This is a genomic window from Desulfomarina sp., from assembly GCF_054039375.1.
This window is the reverse complement of the sequence record NZ_JBPLBA010000272.1, coordinates 1-16,915: the sequence shown is the minus strand read 5'-3', so window position 1 is coordinate 16,915 and position 16,915 is coordinate 1. Positions and strand designations below refer to the sequence as shown.

The 16,915-nt window shown below is 46.5% G+C and carries 12 protein-coding genes and 1 tRNA gene; 5 read left to right on the top strand and 8 right to left on the bottom strand.

Annotated features, from left to right (window positions below):
• The first annotated feature begins 832 nt into the window (after positions 1 to 832).
• Positions 833 to 2,122 (top strand): citrate synthase, encoded by a 1,290-nt coding sequence (locus tag ACXLDX_RS14980; RefSeq protein ID WP_457577992.1) that lies wholly within the window; start codon positions 833 to 835, stop codon positions 2,120 to 2,122.
• A gap of 285 nt (positions 2,123 to 2,407) precedes the next feature.
• On the opposite strand, the gene polA is transcribed toward ACXLDX_RS14980, so the two are convergent.
• Positions 2,408 to 5,080, bottom strand: a complete 2,673-nt coding sequence (polA, locus tag ACXLDX_RS14975; RefSeq protein ID WP_457577991.1) for a DNA polymerase I — start codon at positions 5,078 to 5,080, stop codon at positions 2,408 to 2,410.
• Between the two features lie 176 nt (positions 5,081 to 5,256).
• On the bottom strand, positions 5,257 to 5,790 hold the full coding sequence (locus ACXLDX_RS14970) for a cold shock domain-containing protein (RefSeq protein ID WP_457577990.1): 534 nt from the start codon (positions 5,788 to 5,790) through the stop codon (positions 5,257 to 5,259).
• Between the two features lie 450 nt (positions 5,791 to 6,240).
• Between ACXLDX_RS14970 and hemH the strand changes: the two genes are divergently transcribed.
• A complete protein-coding gene (gene hemH / locus ACXLDX_RS14965) occupies positions 6,241 to 7,194 on the top strand; it encodes a ferrochelatase (protein WP_457577989.1) in 954 nt (317 codons plus the stop codon).
• A 16-nt stretch (positions 7,195 to 7,210) separates the two neighbouring features.
• On the opposite strand, the gene rodA is transcribed toward hemH, so the two are convergent.
• The 5 genes from rodA to ACXLDX_RS14940 all read right to left on the bottom strand — a co-directional run bounded on the left by rodA (position 7,211) and on the right by ACXLDX_RS14940 (position 12,890).
• On the bottom strand, positions 7,211 to 8,332 hold the full coding sequence (gene rodA, locus ACXLDX_RS14960; RefSeq protein ID WP_457577988.1) for a rod shape-determining protein RodA: 1,122 nt from the start codon (positions 8,330 to 8,332) through the stop codon (positions 7,211 to 7,213).
• 18 nt (positions 8,333 to 8,350) lie between these two features.
• The gene (mrdA, locus tag ACXLDX_RS14955; RefSeq protein ID WP_457577987.1) at positions 8,351 to 10,240 is read right to left on the bottom strand and encodes a penicillin-binding protein 2; all 1,890 of its coding nucleotides are present in this window, start codon (positions 10,238 to 10,240) and stop codon (positions 8,351 to 8,353) included.
• 15 nt (positions 10,241 to 10,255) lie between these two features.
• Entirely contained in the window at positions 10,256 to 10,786 is a 531-nt protein-coding gene (locus tag ACXLDX_RS14950) for a hypothetical protein (RefSeq protein WP_457577986.1), read from the bottom strand.
• Between the two features lie 9 nt (positions 10,787 to 10,795).
• Positions 10,796 to 11,674 (bottom strand): rod shape-determining protein MreC, encoded by an 879-nt coding sequence (gene mreC, locus ACXLDX_RS14945; RefSeq protein WP_457577985.1) that lies wholly within the window; start codon positions 11,672 to 11,674, stop codon positions 10,796 to 10,798.
• Between the two features lie 178 nt (positions 11,675 to 11,852).
• Positions 11,853 to 12,890 (bottom strand): rod shape-determining protein, encoded by a 1,038-nt coding sequence (locus ACXLDX_RS14940; protein WP_228855874.1) that lies wholly within the window; start codon positions 12,888 to 12,890, stop codon positions 11,853 to 11,855.
• Between the two features lie 261 nt (positions 12,891 to 13,151).
• Between ACXLDX_RS14940 and ACXLDX_RS14935 the strand changes: the two genes are divergently transcribed.
• Positions 13,152 to 13,227, top strand: a tRNA-Ala gene (locus ACXLDX_RS14935).
• 62 nt (positions 13,228 to 13,289) lie between these two features.
• Here ACXLDX_RS14935 and ACXLDX_RS14930 read toward each other — a convergent pair.
• On the bottom strand, positions 13,290 to 15,086 hold the full coding sequence (locus ACXLDX_RS14930; RefSeq protein ID WP_457577984.1) for an AAA family ATPase: 1,797 nt from the start codon (positions 15,084 to 15,086) through the stop codon (positions 13,290 to 13,292).
• Between the two features lie 375 nt (positions 15,087 to 15,461).
• Between ACXLDX_RS14930 and aat the strand changes: the two genes are divergently transcribed.
• Together aat and ACXLDX_RS14920 are read left to right on the top strand one after the other, a co-directional pair.
• Entirely contained in the window at positions 15,462 to 16,148 is a 687-nt protein-coding gene (gene aat / locus ACXLDX_RS14925) for a leucyl/phenylalanyl-tRNA--protein transferase (RefSeq protein WP_457577983.1), read from the top strand.
• Positions 16,138 to 16,668: a TSCPD domain-containing protein gene (locus ACXLDX_RS14920; protein ID WP_457577982.1), complete on the top strand. Its 531-nt coding sequence runs from the start codon at positions 16,138 to 16,140 to the stop codon at positions 16,666 to 16,668. Before aat ends, ACXLDX_RS14920 begins: the two co-directional genes overlap by 11 nt.
• Positions 16,669 to 16,915 lie beyond the last annotated feature (247 nt).

Below are 16,915 nucleotides of genomic sequence, written 5' to 3'. Positions count from 1 at the left end.
TCTTCCGGTACCGCATAATTGATAAAGAGAATTATTTCATCAATCAGTTTTTTTCTCTCACTTTTATCCATCTCTTTTCCCGAAATGGTAATTACTCACAAGTACCCCAGCTTTTCACGGTCTCTTTCGTCCGCATAGGTAGGCTATAGCGAACAAAAGAGCCTGCAAAAATCTGCTGCACTTGTAAGCAATTACAGTTCAGAGGTAATAAAATCATATAATTGCTACCCCTGTGAGTAGTTACCCGAAATGTTTTGCAACCAACCACAAGAGTGGCTGTCATTTTTCCGCCTACTGTAAAGATGATTTGCTCAAATGTCAAATCTGTGTTATAAGAAGCGCTTACAAATTTGTACAGAACAATACTACCACTGAGTAGTTGCTCACTGAGTTATATAATTTCTTTTCTGCCTGAATTCAGCAGACAGGAAATTATCTGAGAATCAGAGTTCATTCAAATGACACATTCCCGTTTTTTCATAAGGGGATGTGTACCTGTCTGCTTCCTGTTCTTTTAAGGCGACTTTAATTTAAGGGTACTTAAAAAACCAGGATTTTCGTTCGAGATCAAGGAACAGGAAAATTAAAAAGTGCGACATAGCAGGTATATGTGGGCATTTTCTGTTTTCCTGTGAAGCAGACAGCAATTCCTTCCGGCTTCATTCTCAAATCTTCATGGCAGGATCTGCAGTGAAGGAGGTTCCATTGGAACCTGCTGTTCACAGTATTGATCTTTACTCTATTGGATTGCCGGAACAATAATGAACATATCCATAAATTTTGAAATGCGTGTGGAAAACAGATCACCATTTCGACAACAGAGGGGTCAACCATGTCCAGCGATTTTGCAGAACTCACCATTGGAGGAAAAGTTTACAAGCTACCGATTATACAGGCCACAACCGGAGAACAGGCTCTCGATATCCGCAATCTTTTAAAAGAAACCGGCTACATAACCCTTGACAGCGGATTTATGAACACAGGTGCCTGCATATCCGCCATTACCTATCTCGACGGAAAAAACGGTGTTCTCAACTACCGGGGCTACCCCATTGAGGAACTGGCTGAAAACTGTTCTTTCACCGAGGTCGCCTATCTCATTCTCCATGGAGAACTCCCTACCTTCGAGGCACTCGAAGCATTCAAACATGATATGCGCCGTTTTGCCCTGCTGCATGAGGACATGATTCATTTCTTTGACCATTTCCCGCCCAATGCCTCCCCCATGTCCATTTTATCAACAACCGTTAATTCCCTGCATAACTATTATCCTGAAATGGACGACGAGGACGATCCTTACGGTGGATATACGGTAACGGCTGCCCGCCTGCTCTCAAAAACCCGGACCATTGCTGCGTTCTCCTACAAAAAAAGCATCGGCCATCCCCTGGTGTACCCGAGCCCGAGGCTGAACTATTGTGAAAATTTCCTGAACATGATGTTTGACCGGCCCAACCTGCCATACAAAATCCAGCCTGAAATTGTCTCCGCGCTCAACAAACTGCTTATCCTCCACGCGGATCATGAGCAGAACTGCTCAACTTCAACAGTCCGGCTTGTGGGCAGCTCCGGTGCGAACCTGTACGCTTCCATTTCAGCAGGTGTCAGCGCGCTTTGGGGGCCACTGCATGGCGGTGCCAACCAGGCCGTCATTGAGATGCTTGAAAATATCTATGCGGACGACAAGGATTTTGAAAAATATATTGCCAAGGCAAAGGACAAAGATGATCCCTACCGCCTGACCGGATTCGGACACAGGGTCTATAAAACATTTGACCCCCGCGCAAAAATCATCAAGCAGGCATGCGATGATATTTTTGAAAAACTCGAACTGCATGATCCCCTGCTCGATATTGCCAAAGAGCTGGAAGAACGGGTCAGCAGTGACGATTATTTCCTTGAACGGAATCTTTACCCCAATGTGGATTTCTACAGCGGGATCATCTACAGGGCCATGGGAATCCCAACGGACATGTTTCCGGTCATGTTTGCCCTGGGCCGTTTACCCGGCTGGATCGCGCAATGGACAGAGATGAAGGATGAAAAGGAACGAATCGGACGACCACGGCAGATATACACGGGTGAAGTGAAAAGAAAATTCGTACCCATGAAGGACAGGTAGCAGGAAGGAGGAAACGTAATTGCTTGTCCTTTTTTCGCGCCATCCCGCCTGCGGCTAGGAGTCTGTCCGAGAATAGGCATTTTGTTCAAAATCGAAGAATTTTCGGAAAATAAGCACAGCCATATAGGTGATATTGCGAGCATTATTTTTCGCAAATTCTGAAGAGTTTGGGCAAAAGGGCATTCTCGGACAGCCTCCTAGCTCTACTATGCGCTCAAAGCCGCAGGCAGAATGGCCCAAAAAAATTACAGCGCAATATTACGTCATTTCATCGTTGACATGACACTAGGATTTTGCCAGATTTTTTCCCGTTTCAAAATTGACAACCAGGGGAACAGCAAGTTCCAGAGCATTTTCCATGGCTGCTTTCACTACGGACTGTGTTTTTTCCAGTTCAGCTTCCGGCAACTCAAAAACCAGCTCATCGTGAATCTGCAGCAGCATTCTTGCTGACAAACCGGCTTTTTCAAGTGCCCCGTCACACCCTATCATCGCCAGCTTGATAATATCCGCGGCAGTCCCCTGTATCGGTGTATTGATCGCCATCCGTTCGGCAAACTCCCGTCTCATTTTATTTTTGGCATGGATTTCCGGAACCGATCTCCGCCGTTTCAGCAGTGTGGTCACATATCCCTTTTCCCTTGCCTCCTCCACTATTTTCACCATAAATTCCTCAACCCCTGAATAAAGATGAAAATAACGGTCGATAAACCGCTGGGCTTCCTTTCTGCTGATATTCAACTGGCTGGAAAGGCCAAAGCTGCTCATTCCATACACAATGCCGAAATTAATACTTTTTGCCACCCTGCGCATTTCCGCATTCACCAGCAGGGGTGAGACACTGAAAATCTCGGCGGCTGTTCTGGTGTGAATATCATCACCCTGCAGAAATGCCTGGGTCAGAGCCCGGTCTCCTGAGTAATGGGCCAGGACCCTCAGGTCAATCTGAGAATAATCAGCAGAAAGAAAAATCAACCCCTCTCCGGGCACAAAGGCCTCGCGTATGCGGTTTCCCTCTTCACTGCGTACAGGGATATTCTGTAGATTCGGATCACTGCTGGACAGTCGACCGGTTGCGGTAACCGCCTGATTGAAGGAGGTGTGAATTCTCCCCGTAACCGGATCCTTCAACTGACTTAATTTTTCCACATAGGTGGTAAGCAGTTTTGTCAGTGTTCTGTAACGCAGAATCTTTTCCGGCAGAGGATGTTTCCCGGCCAGTTTTTCAAGGACTTTGACATCTGTGGAATAACCGGTCTTTGTTTTCCTGCCATGGGGCAGTTCCAGTTCTTCAAAGAGAATCTGTCCGAGCTGTTTTGGAGAGTTAATATTAAACTCATGTCCGGCCAGGAGATATATTTCTTCCTCAAGCTTCAGCAGTTTTCCCGAAAATTCAGAGGATAATTTCTGCAGAACATTTTCATCAATGCATATTCCGGTTATTTCCATTGCCACCAGGATGGAGACAATTTCCATTTCCACATCAAAGAAGAGAGATTCCAGATCTTTTACTGCCAGTAAGTCTTTGAACTCATTAAAGAGGAGCAAAGCGCCATAGACATCCTCACAGCTATAGATTCCCGCTCTGTCTATATCAACATGGGCGAAACAGTTTTCACGTTTATCATCGTCAACAACTTCAGAAAAAGAGGTGAGACGAACACCCCGCTCCCGGCAGAGGTCATCAAGTTTCAGTGAACGCCCGCCACTCTCCGTAAGATACGCGGCAATCATCGTGTCAAAGAGCCTGCCTTTCGGCCTAATATTCCACTGCCGGCGAAGAACAGTAAGATCATATTTAAGATTATGACCGACAATAATTTTTTCCCTGTCAAGAAACAACGGAGTCAGCACCTCCCGGACCAGTTCCTCCGGGAGTTGATCTTTACGCGGCTTTCCATCACTTCCGAGATGTCCCATGGGAATATAGTACGCCGTCGAGATATCGTGGGCCAGGGTGATGCCAACCAGTCCTGCATTCCTTGCATCCAGCGACGTAGTCTCGGTATCAACTGCTAGAACTGACTTTTCCTGCAGATCCTTCATCACCTCCTGCAACTGCTCCCGGGACCGGATAATCATAAAACCATCGACCGGAACGGATTCTGCTGTATCGATCCCCTTCAGCAGGGCCGTAAACTCAAGCTCCCCATACATTGCAGCAAGTCTCTTATCGTCCGGTTCCCGCAGCTTATATCCGTCAGGCCCTTCAGGAACATCGACATCAACTTTCAACCGTATCAGGTCTCTTGAGAGATAAGCCCCGTCTCTTCCGGCTATGATTTTTTCCTTCATTTTGGATTTCTTCATGGAGTCTAAATTGCTGTAGATTCCATCAAGAGAACCATATGTCGAGATAAGTTTTTCTGCTGTTTTCGGCCCCACACCCGGTATACCCGGAATATTATCCGCGCTGTCTCCCATAAGGGCAAAGGTGTCAAGAAGTGATTCAAGTGGAACTCCGTATTTTTTTTCGACCTCCTCTCTTGTCATGGTCTTGTCTTTCATGGGGTCCCACATGACAATATTATCTCCCACCAGCTGCAGCAGGTCCTTATCCCCCGACACGATCACAACCCTGTTACCTCCCCTGCTTAATCGCAAAGCCGCTGAAGCGATGAGGTCATCCGCCTCAACCCCGGTTTCCTTCAGGACCGGTATGCCTGCATCCTCGACATACTGTTGAATATATGGGATCTGCACGGACAGGTCTTTAGGCATTGGCGGCCTGTTTGCCTTGTACTCACCGTAAAGATCATGGCGAAAAACTTTTCCCCTGCTGTCAAAGGCCACGGCCAGAAAACGCGGCTGCCTTTCCCGCATAATTCTCTTGATGATATTTATAAAACCGAGAACAGCATGGGTTGGCGTTCCACTGCTGTTTGACAGAGGGGCAATAGCATGGTAGGCACGGTATATATAGGCACTGCCGTCAATCAGGTATATCTCATCTTTCACATTACTCTCCCGAACAGCTTTTCATGGATGAACCGATATGGCCGGCCCCTGTGACCAATTACCTGTGAAGAGCTCACAATACCATTAACTTTTAATGGAAGGGAGCAAAAAAAAACAGAAAGGCTCCGGATAGACATCCGGAGCCTTTTTCACATCCTTTGAAATAACTCTTCCAGTTATTCAGCCACTCTCACCCAGGTTGCCTGGGGTCCTTTATCCCCGAAGGATTCACCGAAAATAACGCTGTCTCCCTCTTCAAGGTCATCCATATTAATATTCTTCAAAGCATTTTCATGAAAATAAATATCTCTCTTGTCAGCCGATGTAATAAAACCATAGGACTCATAAGGGGAGAGCTTCCTTATAATACCCACTCCATCCTGGGGAATAACGTGTCCGGACTTTTTTTTTGTTTTTCTTTTTTTTCTCTGGATTTCCTTGAGCTGTAAAGTCAGCACATCGAAAGATTCCGTCAGTACAGGCCGGACGGCCTCCCCTTTGCGGGTTACAACAACTGTATCATTTGGCACCGATGCAACAAGTTTGATCTCAAACCCTCCCTCCTTATGGTGGGTTGTGGCTTCAATGCTGACACGCAAATGGAGAACAAAATTAGGATAATGCCGAATCAGTTTTTCTTTCTCTTCCTGAATTCTTGCCTGCCAGCCTTTGCGTAACTCAACATTTCGGGCTTCGATCTTAAGTTCCATAGAATTCCTCCATCTTATTGTAAAACAGGGACAATTCCCTGTTTCCCCAGACGCGCCTTACGGCACATCTCCAGGTAAATGGTCATGGGCGTAATTAAATAAAAACAAAAAATTAAAAATCCCATGACCAGTTACATCCCCGGCAGGGTAATTCCCGGGAGGCCGTCTCACTGACAAAAAGACCTCAATAAAACCACCCTGCCTTCTATTATACTATATTCCCCTTCCGGGAGAATCAAGGTCAGGTCCTTTTTTCAGGAAACAGAACCATCCCCGGGATTACATTTAAGTAATAGTTCTAAGCAGGACTGGCTATTAAACAATTTTTTTAGTAAAATGTTTTTTTTCAAAAAACTTCAGTCATTTTTCACTCCAATGTCTGTCTGCATGGCAGCCACATCTCCAACCTGGATGAGTTCCGTGGATAATAAGAAAATACACTAACGAACAATGACTCCACCATACCCGAAAACCGGAATAATACTCATGAATATGGGTGGACCCGAAAGGCAGGAAGATGTTGGGCCTTTTCTCTATAATCTTTTCTCGGATCGGGAAATAATCCAGCTTGGTCCTTCCCTTCTGCAGAAACCACTGGCCTGTTTTATTGCCCGAAAGCGAGCCCCGAAAAGCAGAGCCATGTACAGGCGGATCGGTGGTGGATCTCCACTTCTCTCCCTGACACAACGTCAGGCCGCCGCCCTTGAAAAAACTCTTGCAGATGAAGGTGATTACACTGTTGTCGTTTCCATGCGCTACTGGCCACCCATGGCTGATAAAGCCCTGTCTCGTCTGCTGGCTGAAAAGGTTGATTCCATTATCGCTGTCAGTCTCTACCCTCAATATTCTAAAGCCACGACTGGTTCTTCCGTCAACCATCTCAAAAAACACCTGCAGAAACTGGCTCCAGATCTTCCACTGAAAATCATTGACGCCTATCCAGATCAACCCGAATATATCAAAGCTCTGGCGGATTCCATACACACCTGCATGACCCGGTTTAACGGGGATAAGGTACAGATACTTTACAGCGCCCACAGCCTGCCGGTTTCATTTATCAGGGATGGCGATCCCTATGTGGACCACCTCAACAGAACGATCACTGCCCTGGAAAAACTCACAGGACTCCCTGGAAAGCTCTGTTTCCAGAGTAAGAGCGGTCCCGTTGAATGGTTATCACCTTCCACTCCGGAGATGCTGGAACAGCAGGCCGAGGCGGGTACGAAAAATATCCTCATGGTTCCCATCAGTTTTGTTTCCGATCACCTGGAGACACTGTATGAAATCAATATACTTTACAGGGAAAAAGCGGAAAAAATGGGAATGTGTCTCCATTCAGCCCGACCGCTGAACGACCATCCGGAATTCATCCTCTGCCTTAAACAACTGGTTCTCCAGGCTTGAACCTCAAAACCACGTCTTACGGCTCAGTCTGAAGATTCTGGAACCGTCGCATCCGGACATTCATCAGGATACCCAGCCCCAGCATGGTTGTCAGCAGGGACGAGCCCCCGTAAGAAACCAGGGGAAGGGGAATGCCCACAACAGGCAGAAATCCAAGGATCATCAGGAGATTAATTACCGCCTGCCAGAAAATCAGCATCACAACACCGTAGGCAAGGAGCACTCCAAACCTGTCTTTTGCCTCCATGGCGACATGGATTCCCCAGATCAGCATCATAAAATAGATCCCGAGAAAAACCAGACTGCCGGCAAACCCCCATTCCTCTCCCCAGACCGCAAAGGCGAAATCAGTGTGCCGTTCCGGCAGAAAATGGAGATGCCCCTGGGTTCCTTCGAGATATCCCTTGCCGAACTTTCCTCCGCTGCCTATGGCAATCTTTGACTGCAACACCTGATATCCATGGCCCATGGGATCGTTGTCCGGACTGAACAATGTCTGGATTCTTTGTTTCTGGTATGGCTTCAACACCTTCTCCCAGGCAAATACACCAAGAACCAGGCCGAGGCCTCCCATTGTCAGGTAAGTTGACATCCGCAGTTTCACAAAAACGGTCATCGACACAAAAATTATACCCAGCATCAACGCTGTTCCCAGGTCCGGCTGGAGAAGGATCAACAGAAAAGGCACGGCAGTCAGCATTACAGGTACGACCAGTTGAATCATTGAATAGCCGTCAACCACTTCCTTCCTTGAATAAAAACTGGCCAGAGTGATTACAAGCATGAGTTTGGCGGGCTCCGAAGGCTGCAGTTTGAAAAAACCGAGATTTATCCAGCGTTGCGCACCTCCGGCTTTTGCTCCTGCAAAAAAAACAAAAACAAGCAACCCCACAATTACAACATAAAAAAAATAATTCCAGGAATGCAGCTCCTGATAGTCAAAACTGATCAGAAAAACAAATACGCCGAACCCCATCAGAAAAAAGTAACCTTGACGAATATATTCCGGTGTTCCATATCCTCTGGGAGGATAAGAGGCACTGTATAAATTGAAAAGTGCCATGGTACAGACCAGACAGATAAACAGCATAAGAATAATATCAAAGTGTTCAAACAGCCTTCTGTCAATTTTAATCATCGTACAACGACCCCTGATTTACTGTTCTTCAGATACTTCTTTTTTATGAAGACGATTGTAAAAATATTCCTTCAGCACCGCCCTGGCTATCGGTCCCGCCCCGGAACCGCCGTGGAGACCATGCTCCACGAGAACAGTCACCGCAATTTCAGGTTTTTCTGCAGGTGCAAAACAGGTGAACCAGGCATGATCCCTGAATTTATAAGGGATATTTTCTTCTTTCAGATGACGGTACTGGGCAATTTTTACAACCTGTGCCGTTCCAGTCTTTCCACCAATTTTCAGGTTTTTAATGGCAACACGCCTTGCCGTGCCCCGTTTTCCCTGGACGACCTCCTCCATTCCTTCACGGATCAGCTTGAGAAAACGATCGAGGCCGACAAGTTCGTTGACAATTTCCGGCTTGAAATTTTCGACAATATTACCTTCCGGATCGATGACTTTTTCAACCAGCTGAGGGCGATACACTTTTCCACCGTTGGCAATGGTTGCCGTCATAACACACATCTGCAACGGAGTAACCAGGTTAAATCCCTGACCTATTGCGATGGAAAGTGTCTCTCCTTCCTGCCATTTTCGTTTCTTGACTCTTAACTTCCATTCTCTGGTGGGAACAAGACCGCTTTTTTCGTGTTCCATCTCAACCCCGGTCTTCCTGCCAAGCCCGAGTTTCTTGGCAAATTCAGCAAGGCCGTCAACACCCACGCGCTGACCCACCTGATAGAAGTAGACATCACAGGACTGACTGATGGCCTTTTTCAGGTTGACGGGGCCATGTCCACTGTGTTTCCAGCAGCTGTATGTTCTATTGCCAAACCTGTAGTGTCCGGGACAATAAAAAACCGTCTCTTCATCAATCACTCCCTTTGCAAGACCCGCCAGGGCAGTCACCATCTTGTAGGTGGAACCGGGCGGATAACTTGCCTGAACGACTTTGTTTATCAGGGGATGTTTCGGGTTGTCGTTAAGTGCGTTCCAGTTTTTTACCGATATCCCTCCGACAAAATCTTCAATACGTATGGAAGGTGTTGAAACTACGGCTAAAAGCCTCCCGGTGTTCACCTCCATGGCCACAACCGCACCTGATTTTTCACCGGCCTCCATATAACTTTCAGCTATCTGCTGCAACTCCACATCCAGGGTAAGATGTATTTCTCTTCCCGGAAGAGGTTCAACAGATTTCAGCAACTGCTGCTCAAAACCCTTGGCGTTGACCTCCGAATAATAGATCCCTTTCTCCCCGCGCAGGTCGCTCTCCCGTAATTTCTCCAATCCCGCCTTGCCGATCAGATCGGACCCCTTGTAAATTTTCCGGTCAGCTTTTTCCAGCTCTTTTTTGCTGATAATACCCAGGTAACCAAGAGTATTGGCAGCCAGATTCCCGTAATGATACACTCTGACGGGTTGCACCTCGGTACGGATACCGGAAAATTCATGGTTATGATTTTCAAGATAGGCCAGGGTTTTCCAGTCTATATTTTCTTTCAACCTGACGGGAAGATATCTCGGAGAACCCTCTGACTGACGGATTTTTTCCCATAATTCAGATACATCCATCTTCAGGACAGGAGACAGTCTGGTCAGAACATCCCCAAGATTGGTCGAATCTTCCTTGATGAGAACGACATTGAAAGATGGCCGGTTGGTTACGATCTCCTTTCCTTTTCTATCGAGAATATGCCCCCTGGGTGCCGCCACTTCCCGTTCACGGACCCTGTTGCTGTATGCTCTCCGGGCATACTCTTCACCACTGTTGATCTGCAGAGTCCACAGACGCAGAACAATGATTCCGAAGAAAACAAGAATCACCGCAGCCGCTCCCAGGAGTCTCTTTTTCAACTGATCCAGGGCGGCATCATCACGTTCCGCAATATCTTCCATCTCTTTCAGGGGGAGCTTAAAACCCATTGGCAAACCACACGGCTACAAAGATTCATGGGATCTTCTTCGAAATGGTTTTGATCGTATTTTCCTCTTCTGCACAAACTCGAAAAGGGCATTGAACAGGAGAAAAAGAGGCATCGCCGCAACGATCACAAGAGCGGTTCTTTTACTCGTAAGTGCCCAGGACCATTCCGGCAAAACTTCCGGCAGAGTAAGGGAATAAACAAAATAAAAGAACATCTGAATAAGAAAAAAACTGATTCCCACAAGTGGAATCTGATACATGGATTCCCGGACAGGACTGTTGCTTGTCAGAAACTTCAGGGAAGCAAAAGTGAGCAGACAGAGCAGAGGGTAAAAACCAAGATGAATTCCGGCAACTATATCCATTATCCAGCCGATGGAAAACGCAAGAATAATCCCTGGAATCCAGGCAAAACGATAACCTGTGAAAGCAACAAGAATAAAAACAAGATCAGGAGTCCCCGTCTCAAATGATACCGTCTGCATTAATGTGGTCTGCAGAACAATCAGAACAACTCCAATGAGCCAGAATAAGAAAAGAAGCATCCCCCGTCATCACCTCTCTGTGGACAGATTCATCTCCTGGAGAATCTTTTTTCTGTCAGTGGGATCAATAAATACGACCTCAAGTTTCTGGAAATCAACAGCGGGTTTCACCTCTATTTCCTGAAACATTCCCCGCCTCCCTTTATGCACCAGTGAAACCCTCCCCAGTACCATTCCGGCTGGAAACAGGCCACCGATACCGGCCGTAACAATCTGATCGCCGACACTCACATCCGCATTCTTCAACACATAGTGAAGGATATAGCCTTTTTCTCCGGCACCCTTGAGAATACCCCTGATCCGGTTCTTCTGGATCATTGCATCAATGGCGCTGCTCGGGGCATTGGCCAGCAGCACCTTGGAATAATTCTCACTGGTATGAATAACCTGTCCAACAACACCCGCGGGTGTAAATACAATCATCCCTTCGAGGACATCATCGCTTTTGCCGCGGTCAACAACAATGGTCTGATACCAGTATGCCGGCTCCTTGCCGACCACCCTGGCTGTCAGGGGGTTGAAGGAGAGCTGTTTCTTAAACTCCAGCAGCTCCTGGAGGTGGAGATAAGAACTGTACCCTTCTTTATATTTTGCCAGTTCGGTCAGGTAATATTCCACAAGATTATGCAGCCTCTTGTTTTCCTTGCGAACATTCCAGAGCGCAATATAGTCATTCTTAATGGTCGTTATCCCGCTGGTGGTTTTAGTCACCGCACTCTGGAGTGGACCGATGAAATCAAGAGTCAGCTGATGTGGAGTTCCAAAAGAACCACCAAACATCGAACCAAGAAGCAACAGGCCGACAACCAGCAGAACCGACAGAAGGAGAAGAACCCTGAACGTTGCGAAATAAGGGCTTCCTGGCCTATTTTTACTTTTTTTTCTCACCAGTCAAGCCTGAATGGAAAAAATTCATGGGAAGTTCATGTCCGTCCGGGAATGAATATTTTCGTTCGAGGTTAGAAATGCGAAAAACCAGGAACGGGTATAATCCTGATATTCCAAACATTATTTTTCTGCATGATACAGAATTCGGGCGAAAAAACCGTTTATGGACGGGCACGAACTAATCAATGGTTACTTCTCTGAGTATATCAAGATTATCCAACGCCTTTCCGGAACCGAGCACCACGGAAGACAAAGGGTCTTCGGCTACGATAATCGGCATCCCTGTAGCTTCCTTGAGGCATTTATCAAGATTTTTCAACAGTGCGCCACCACCGGTCAGGACAATGCCGTTATCAACTATATCGGCAGCAAGCTCCGGGGGAGTTACCTCCAGCGCCACCCGAACAGCTTCAACAATCACATCCACCTGTTCCCCGATGGCCGACTGGATCTCTTCCGCCGTTATTTTCAGAGTCTTGGGAACACCGGACACCAGGTCACGTCCCTTGATATCCATGGTTTCAAAAGGCTCTTCCGGCAAAACATTGCCGATAGTGGTTTTTATCAACTCGGCAGTCCTCTCACCAATTGCCAGATTATGTTTCCTCTTGATATATTGAAGGATGGATTCATCCATCTTGTCACCGGCAACCCTCACAGATTTGGCATAAACAATTCCAGCAAGAGAAATCACAGCCACCTCGGTCGTACCGCCACCAATATCAATGATCATATTGGCTGTCGGTTCAGTAATCGGCAGCCCGGCTCCAATGGCCGCAGCCATGGGTTCTTCGATGAGGTAGACTTCTCTTGCCCCGGCGGATTCAGCTGATTCCTTGACTGCCCTTTTCTCCACCTGAGTGATTCCCGAAGGGACAGAGATCATGATCCGAGGATGAACAAGAGTTCTTCTGTTATGAACTTTGTTGATAAAATACCGCAGCATGGCTTCGGTTACTTCAAAGTCGGCAATGACCCCATCCTTAATGGGCCTGATGGCCGTTATATTTCCCGGCGTTTTTCCCAGCATCATCTTTGCTTCCTGCCCCACGGCAAGAACTTTGTTCATGCGTCCATCCTGCCGCACCGCAACAACCGAAGGCTCTCTGAGAACTATCCCCTTCCCCTTAACATACAGAACACAATTTGCTGTTCCCAGGTCAATAGCCAGGTCATTGGAGAGCCAGCCGAATAAAAAATTAAATGGTGAATACATAAAAAATTTCCTTATTATAAAAGCATGTTGAAAACAGCTTTATATCTCTGATTGATAAATACTTAAACCCGTCTGACTGAGTAAATTTCTTCCGATTCTTCAGGCAGATAAAACTTCCTTCACAAAACCCCAAACCATACCAAACCTCTTTTTCATTGGCAACAAATATGGACCATACAGCAAAAGAATATCCGATTGGTATTGACACATGGAAAAATCCCTGGTAATGATACCCGAGTTTTCGCGCAAGCGTCAATTTACGGGGCTATAGCTCAGCTGGGAGAGCGCTTGACTGGCAGTCAAGAGGTCAGGGGTTCGATCCCCCTTAGCTCCACCAGGAATATACGGCGGAGTTGGAGCAGTAATGTTCCAACTCCGCCGTTTCTTTTCAAACTCTCTTTATTTTCTCACCTTGGCAATTGCCCCTTTGATGGAAATTGCATAAGGTTTGTGTTTCTGCAGGAACCTCGGGATCGACTTTCTCATGCTCCTTGCTTCCGCTATGGTTGAATACTCACCATAGAATACCAGAAGAGTCCGTGGCCTGCTTTTTTTCCTGAAAATAAAAAAATTATGTGCGACCTTTCTGTAATCCGCCTGTTCCAACATCTGCTTGAAATTATTTTCCGCATCCCGTGCGGTCAAAGCCATCAGCTGGATGGTGTACATATTATCCCGGGAACCACTGCGCCATAGATTACCGGCAGCCAGTCTGGATAAATACAGCTGTTCAGTTGTCTGCCCGGTGTCATTCTCCCCGGTCCTGCGTACTTCAGTGCGGGGACGCACCTTGATGATACCCTTCCCGGCCTCTATTTCCCGGCCGGCTTTTCTCTTGATGTATGGTGAGGGATAAAGCTCAATCACCGGCTCTTTCTGTAGAACTGTATGGGAGGGACGTGTTGTTGTTTTTCCTTCTGCTTTGTTTTCCGGCACTGTTTCCCGACGAACCTCATCAATTTTCTCTACCGGGCGAATAATTACTGATTGAACCGGCTTTGATTCCTTTTTTTCCCCACCCTTCAAACCGCCCGGCAGTGACTGCCTGCTGTTATCTGGTTTCCCGGCTGCCATTGTGACCGCTATCTTTTCTGCCTGTCTGACTTCAGCAACGGGTTTTTCCTGTTTATTTAAAAATCCGACCTCTGAAGGTTTTTCCGCCGCGGCCGGCGTTTCCTTTGCTTTTTGCGGCTGAGCCATTCGGTCCAAAGATGATGGTTTCCCTTGAGCCCGCAGAGGATGTATCGTTTCGCTCTCATTATTTGACGCTCTCAAGACAAAAAACAATACAACTAACAGACAGATTATTCCACTGAACCAGGGCAAAAGAGATTTCAAAGAAAAATCTTCCCCCACCCTCTTCATTGAAAACGAGGGCCATTTCCAGCGTGCAGCGGGTTCTTCTTCATCAGTTGCAACTGTGTCGAGCAAAACCATGAATGAAGTATCATGACCCTGGGGAGCGACAAGTTCCTGGAGCAGCTTTTTCACCATCCTGAAATTTCCCGCGGAAATTTCTATAATTCTTTCTATGACATCCTCACCGGGCTCTTTTGCAGAAAGATCTTTGGCCATCAAGCTCAACCTTTCAGAGACAAAAGACTCTGTTTCCTCTGGAGACAGAGGTTCCAGACGAAACTGTTTTTCTTCCACAGCCTTGAAATCACAGATGACCAACTGATCAAAATTTTCAATAAAAGAAGGTCTCCCGGAGAAAAGTACATAGAGATGCACCCCGGCTTCGGTCATCTGCCCCAGCATTTTCCGAATACGTTCCAGGGTAGCCAGGTAGATATTTTCAGCTTCATCGAAAATAATCAACAGCTTTCTGTTTTCTTCCAGAAGTAATCCTGCAATTGCCTGCAACAGATCTCTCAGGCTGCCTCCATCCGTAATTTTCCTGCTGGAAATACCGACGGCAGTGGCAATGATCCTGATGACATCCTCAAAAGATTCCACCGTCCGGGGGAAAAAGACAACCTGACAATCACCCTTTACCTGTTCCCGAAGTTTTCCACAGATAACAGTTTTGCCGCTCCCTTCATCTCCTGTCAATACCAGCAGAGGGATGCCCTGGATTACTGCCTGACCCATCTCATCAAGAAGCAGCCCCCGGCCACCGCCTGAAAAAAAATAGTCATCTTCATATGTTACAGGGAAAATGGATTGATTACTCTGTTCAGAATTGTTTTCCATTAGTGTTACAAGATAGGATTAATCATCACAACAAAACGTTATCCCTCAATCCATGGAGGCTTCATGTTGTAAATCCTCACAGGTGCCACAGACTTTGAAACAAACGCAAATCACCTGGATTCCGCTTTTCTGAAGTGCAGGATTCATGTTTAAGTATATAGTACACTCCACGCAAAAAAAGGAAAAGGATAATCACCAAAACTTCCTGCAATTGCAGAGAAATCAACTCTCACTTGCAGACTTTCACAATAATGGTAGATTACGGGTAATTATTCACAGGTGCATCAATCCGCCACAACCTCGTATGCTGACAAATGAAATCATTCGAAGAGTTTTTTCCCGTCCACACGAACCTTCCAAGACCGACTTTTTGAAATGTCCGTTTTTCTTCTCAATAACAGAAAGACTTTTCCTCATCCTGATCTGGCGGAAGAAAACGGCCTCCTGGCAATTGGCGGTGACCTGTCCCCCGAACGAATCCTCTCCGCTTACAGTTCCGGTATTTTTCCCTGGTTTGCCCAGGGAGACCCCATTTTATGGTGGTTTACCTCACCTCGGCTTGTCCTCTTTGTGGAAGAATTCAAGATCCCGAAAAGACTTCAAAGATATCAGCGAAAAACAAATACAGTTATAACATTTGACACGTGTTTCAGGCAAGTTATCACAGCCTGTGCCCGGACCAGACAGGACAGGGGAGAAGACACCTGGCTGGTCGAAGAGATGCAGCAGGCCTATATTCAGCTCCATGAAATGGGCTTCTGTCATTCCGTTGAATGCTGGCAGGCAGACAAGCTTGTCGGTGGCCTTTACGGCCTCTGTCTTGACCGGGTCTTTTTTGGAGAATCGATGTTTTCAACGGTGACAAACGGATCAAAATTTGCCCTTATCGCCCTTGTTGCTTATCTTAAGAAAATGCACTACCGGATGATCGACTGCCAGATGAAAACTGACCTTTTACTCAGTTTTGGCGCAAGAGAAATTACAGGCAAAGAGTTTCAACACTGTTTGCTGAAATACATCAAAAAAACTATTCCGGACGGAAAGTGGAAAAATGACATCTAAATCCCAGAATTCCCCCTGCCCCGCGTGCGGGAAAAAAAGAAAGCTCACCACCATAGACAATATCACCCTGTGTTCCACATGTCACAGTGTTGTCGACCATATGAAAACAGATGAAAAATATTTTGAAAAACTTTCAAGGCTCTCCGGGCGCGAACCTGATTCTCCCCAGGGCCATGGATCCGACCCTGAACTTCCCGAAGAGCTGAACGCTATCCGCTATCGTACGACAGACAGGGAAAGAAACACGTGGTATGTCTCAGTCAGTGAACTGGACGGTGCACCTGTGGAAATATTTGCTTCAACCGCCTTTGACCGTGATCAACATCTCCAGTCGAGAATATCCAACCTGACAACGATCACCCGGCTTATCTCTCTTATCCTCCGTCATGTTTTCATGGGCGAACGACTGACCCTGGAAAAAACGCTGACTCAACTGCGCCGCAGCTCCAGGCAGAAAAATGATCTTCCAGATATGCTGAGCAGAGTACTCAGTAATTACAGTAAATGTGAGCACCAGTGAAAAAAACAGTCAGAGGGGTAAATCTCACAGGGGTAACAACCATGTAATTTTCTTCTAAATAACAAAAGTTATCTTGATCACCCATGAAATTCAGCCAAATTGTGGATGTACCTGTTTGATCAGGCTAGCCTACGGTCAAAAATCACTGGAAATCTCAATTGATAAGGAATTCAAATGAAAAAGTGTCAGTCCAGATCATTTTATAATCAGTCTAAAGTGATTTTTGAAATACGCCTGATAAAACAGG

Excerpts from the sequence above, each read along its gene's own strand:
- ACXLDX_RS14940 (WP_228855874.1), bottom strand. The coding sequence starts at position 12,890 with ATGTATTCACCATTTAATTTTTTATTCGGCTGGCTCTCCAATGACCTG.
- hemH (WP_457577989.1), top strand. The coding sequence starts at position 6,241 with ATGACTCCACCATACCCGAAAACCGGAATAATACTCATGAATATGGGT.
- ACXLDX_RS14970 (WP_457577990.1), bottom strand. The coding sequence starts at position 5,790 with ATGGAACTTAAGATCGAAGCCCGAAATGTTGAGTTACGCAAAGGCTGG.
- ACXLDX_RS14930 (WP_457577984.1), bottom strand. The coding sequence starts at position 15,086 with ATGGAAAACAATTCTGAACAGAGTAATCAATCCATTTTCCCTGTAACA.
- ACXLDX_RS14920 (WP_457577982.1), top strand. The coding sequence starts at position 16,138 with ATGACATCTAAATCCCAGAATTCCCCCTGCCCCGCGTGCGGGAAAAAA.
- aat (WP_457577983.1), top strand. The coding sequence starts at position 15,462 with ATGTCCGTTTTTCTTCTCAATAACAGAAAGACTTTTCCTCATCCTGAT.
- ACXLDX_RS14950 (WP_457577986.1), bottom strand. The coding sequence starts at position 10,786 with ATGCTTCTTTTCTTATTCTGGCTCATTGGAGTTGTTCTGATTGTTCTG.
- mrdA (WP_457577987.1), bottom strand. The coding sequence starts at position 10,240 with ATGGGTTTTAAGCTCCCCCTGAAAGAGATGGAAGATATTGCGGAACGT.
- rodA (WP_457577988.1), bottom strand. The coding sequence starts at position 8,332 with ATGATTAAAATTGACAGAAGGCTGTTTGAACACTTTGATATTATTCTT.
- ACXLDX_RS14980 (WP_457577992.1), top strand. The coding sequence starts at position 833 with ATGTCCAGCGATTTTGCAGAACTCACCATTGGAGGAAAAGTTTACAAG.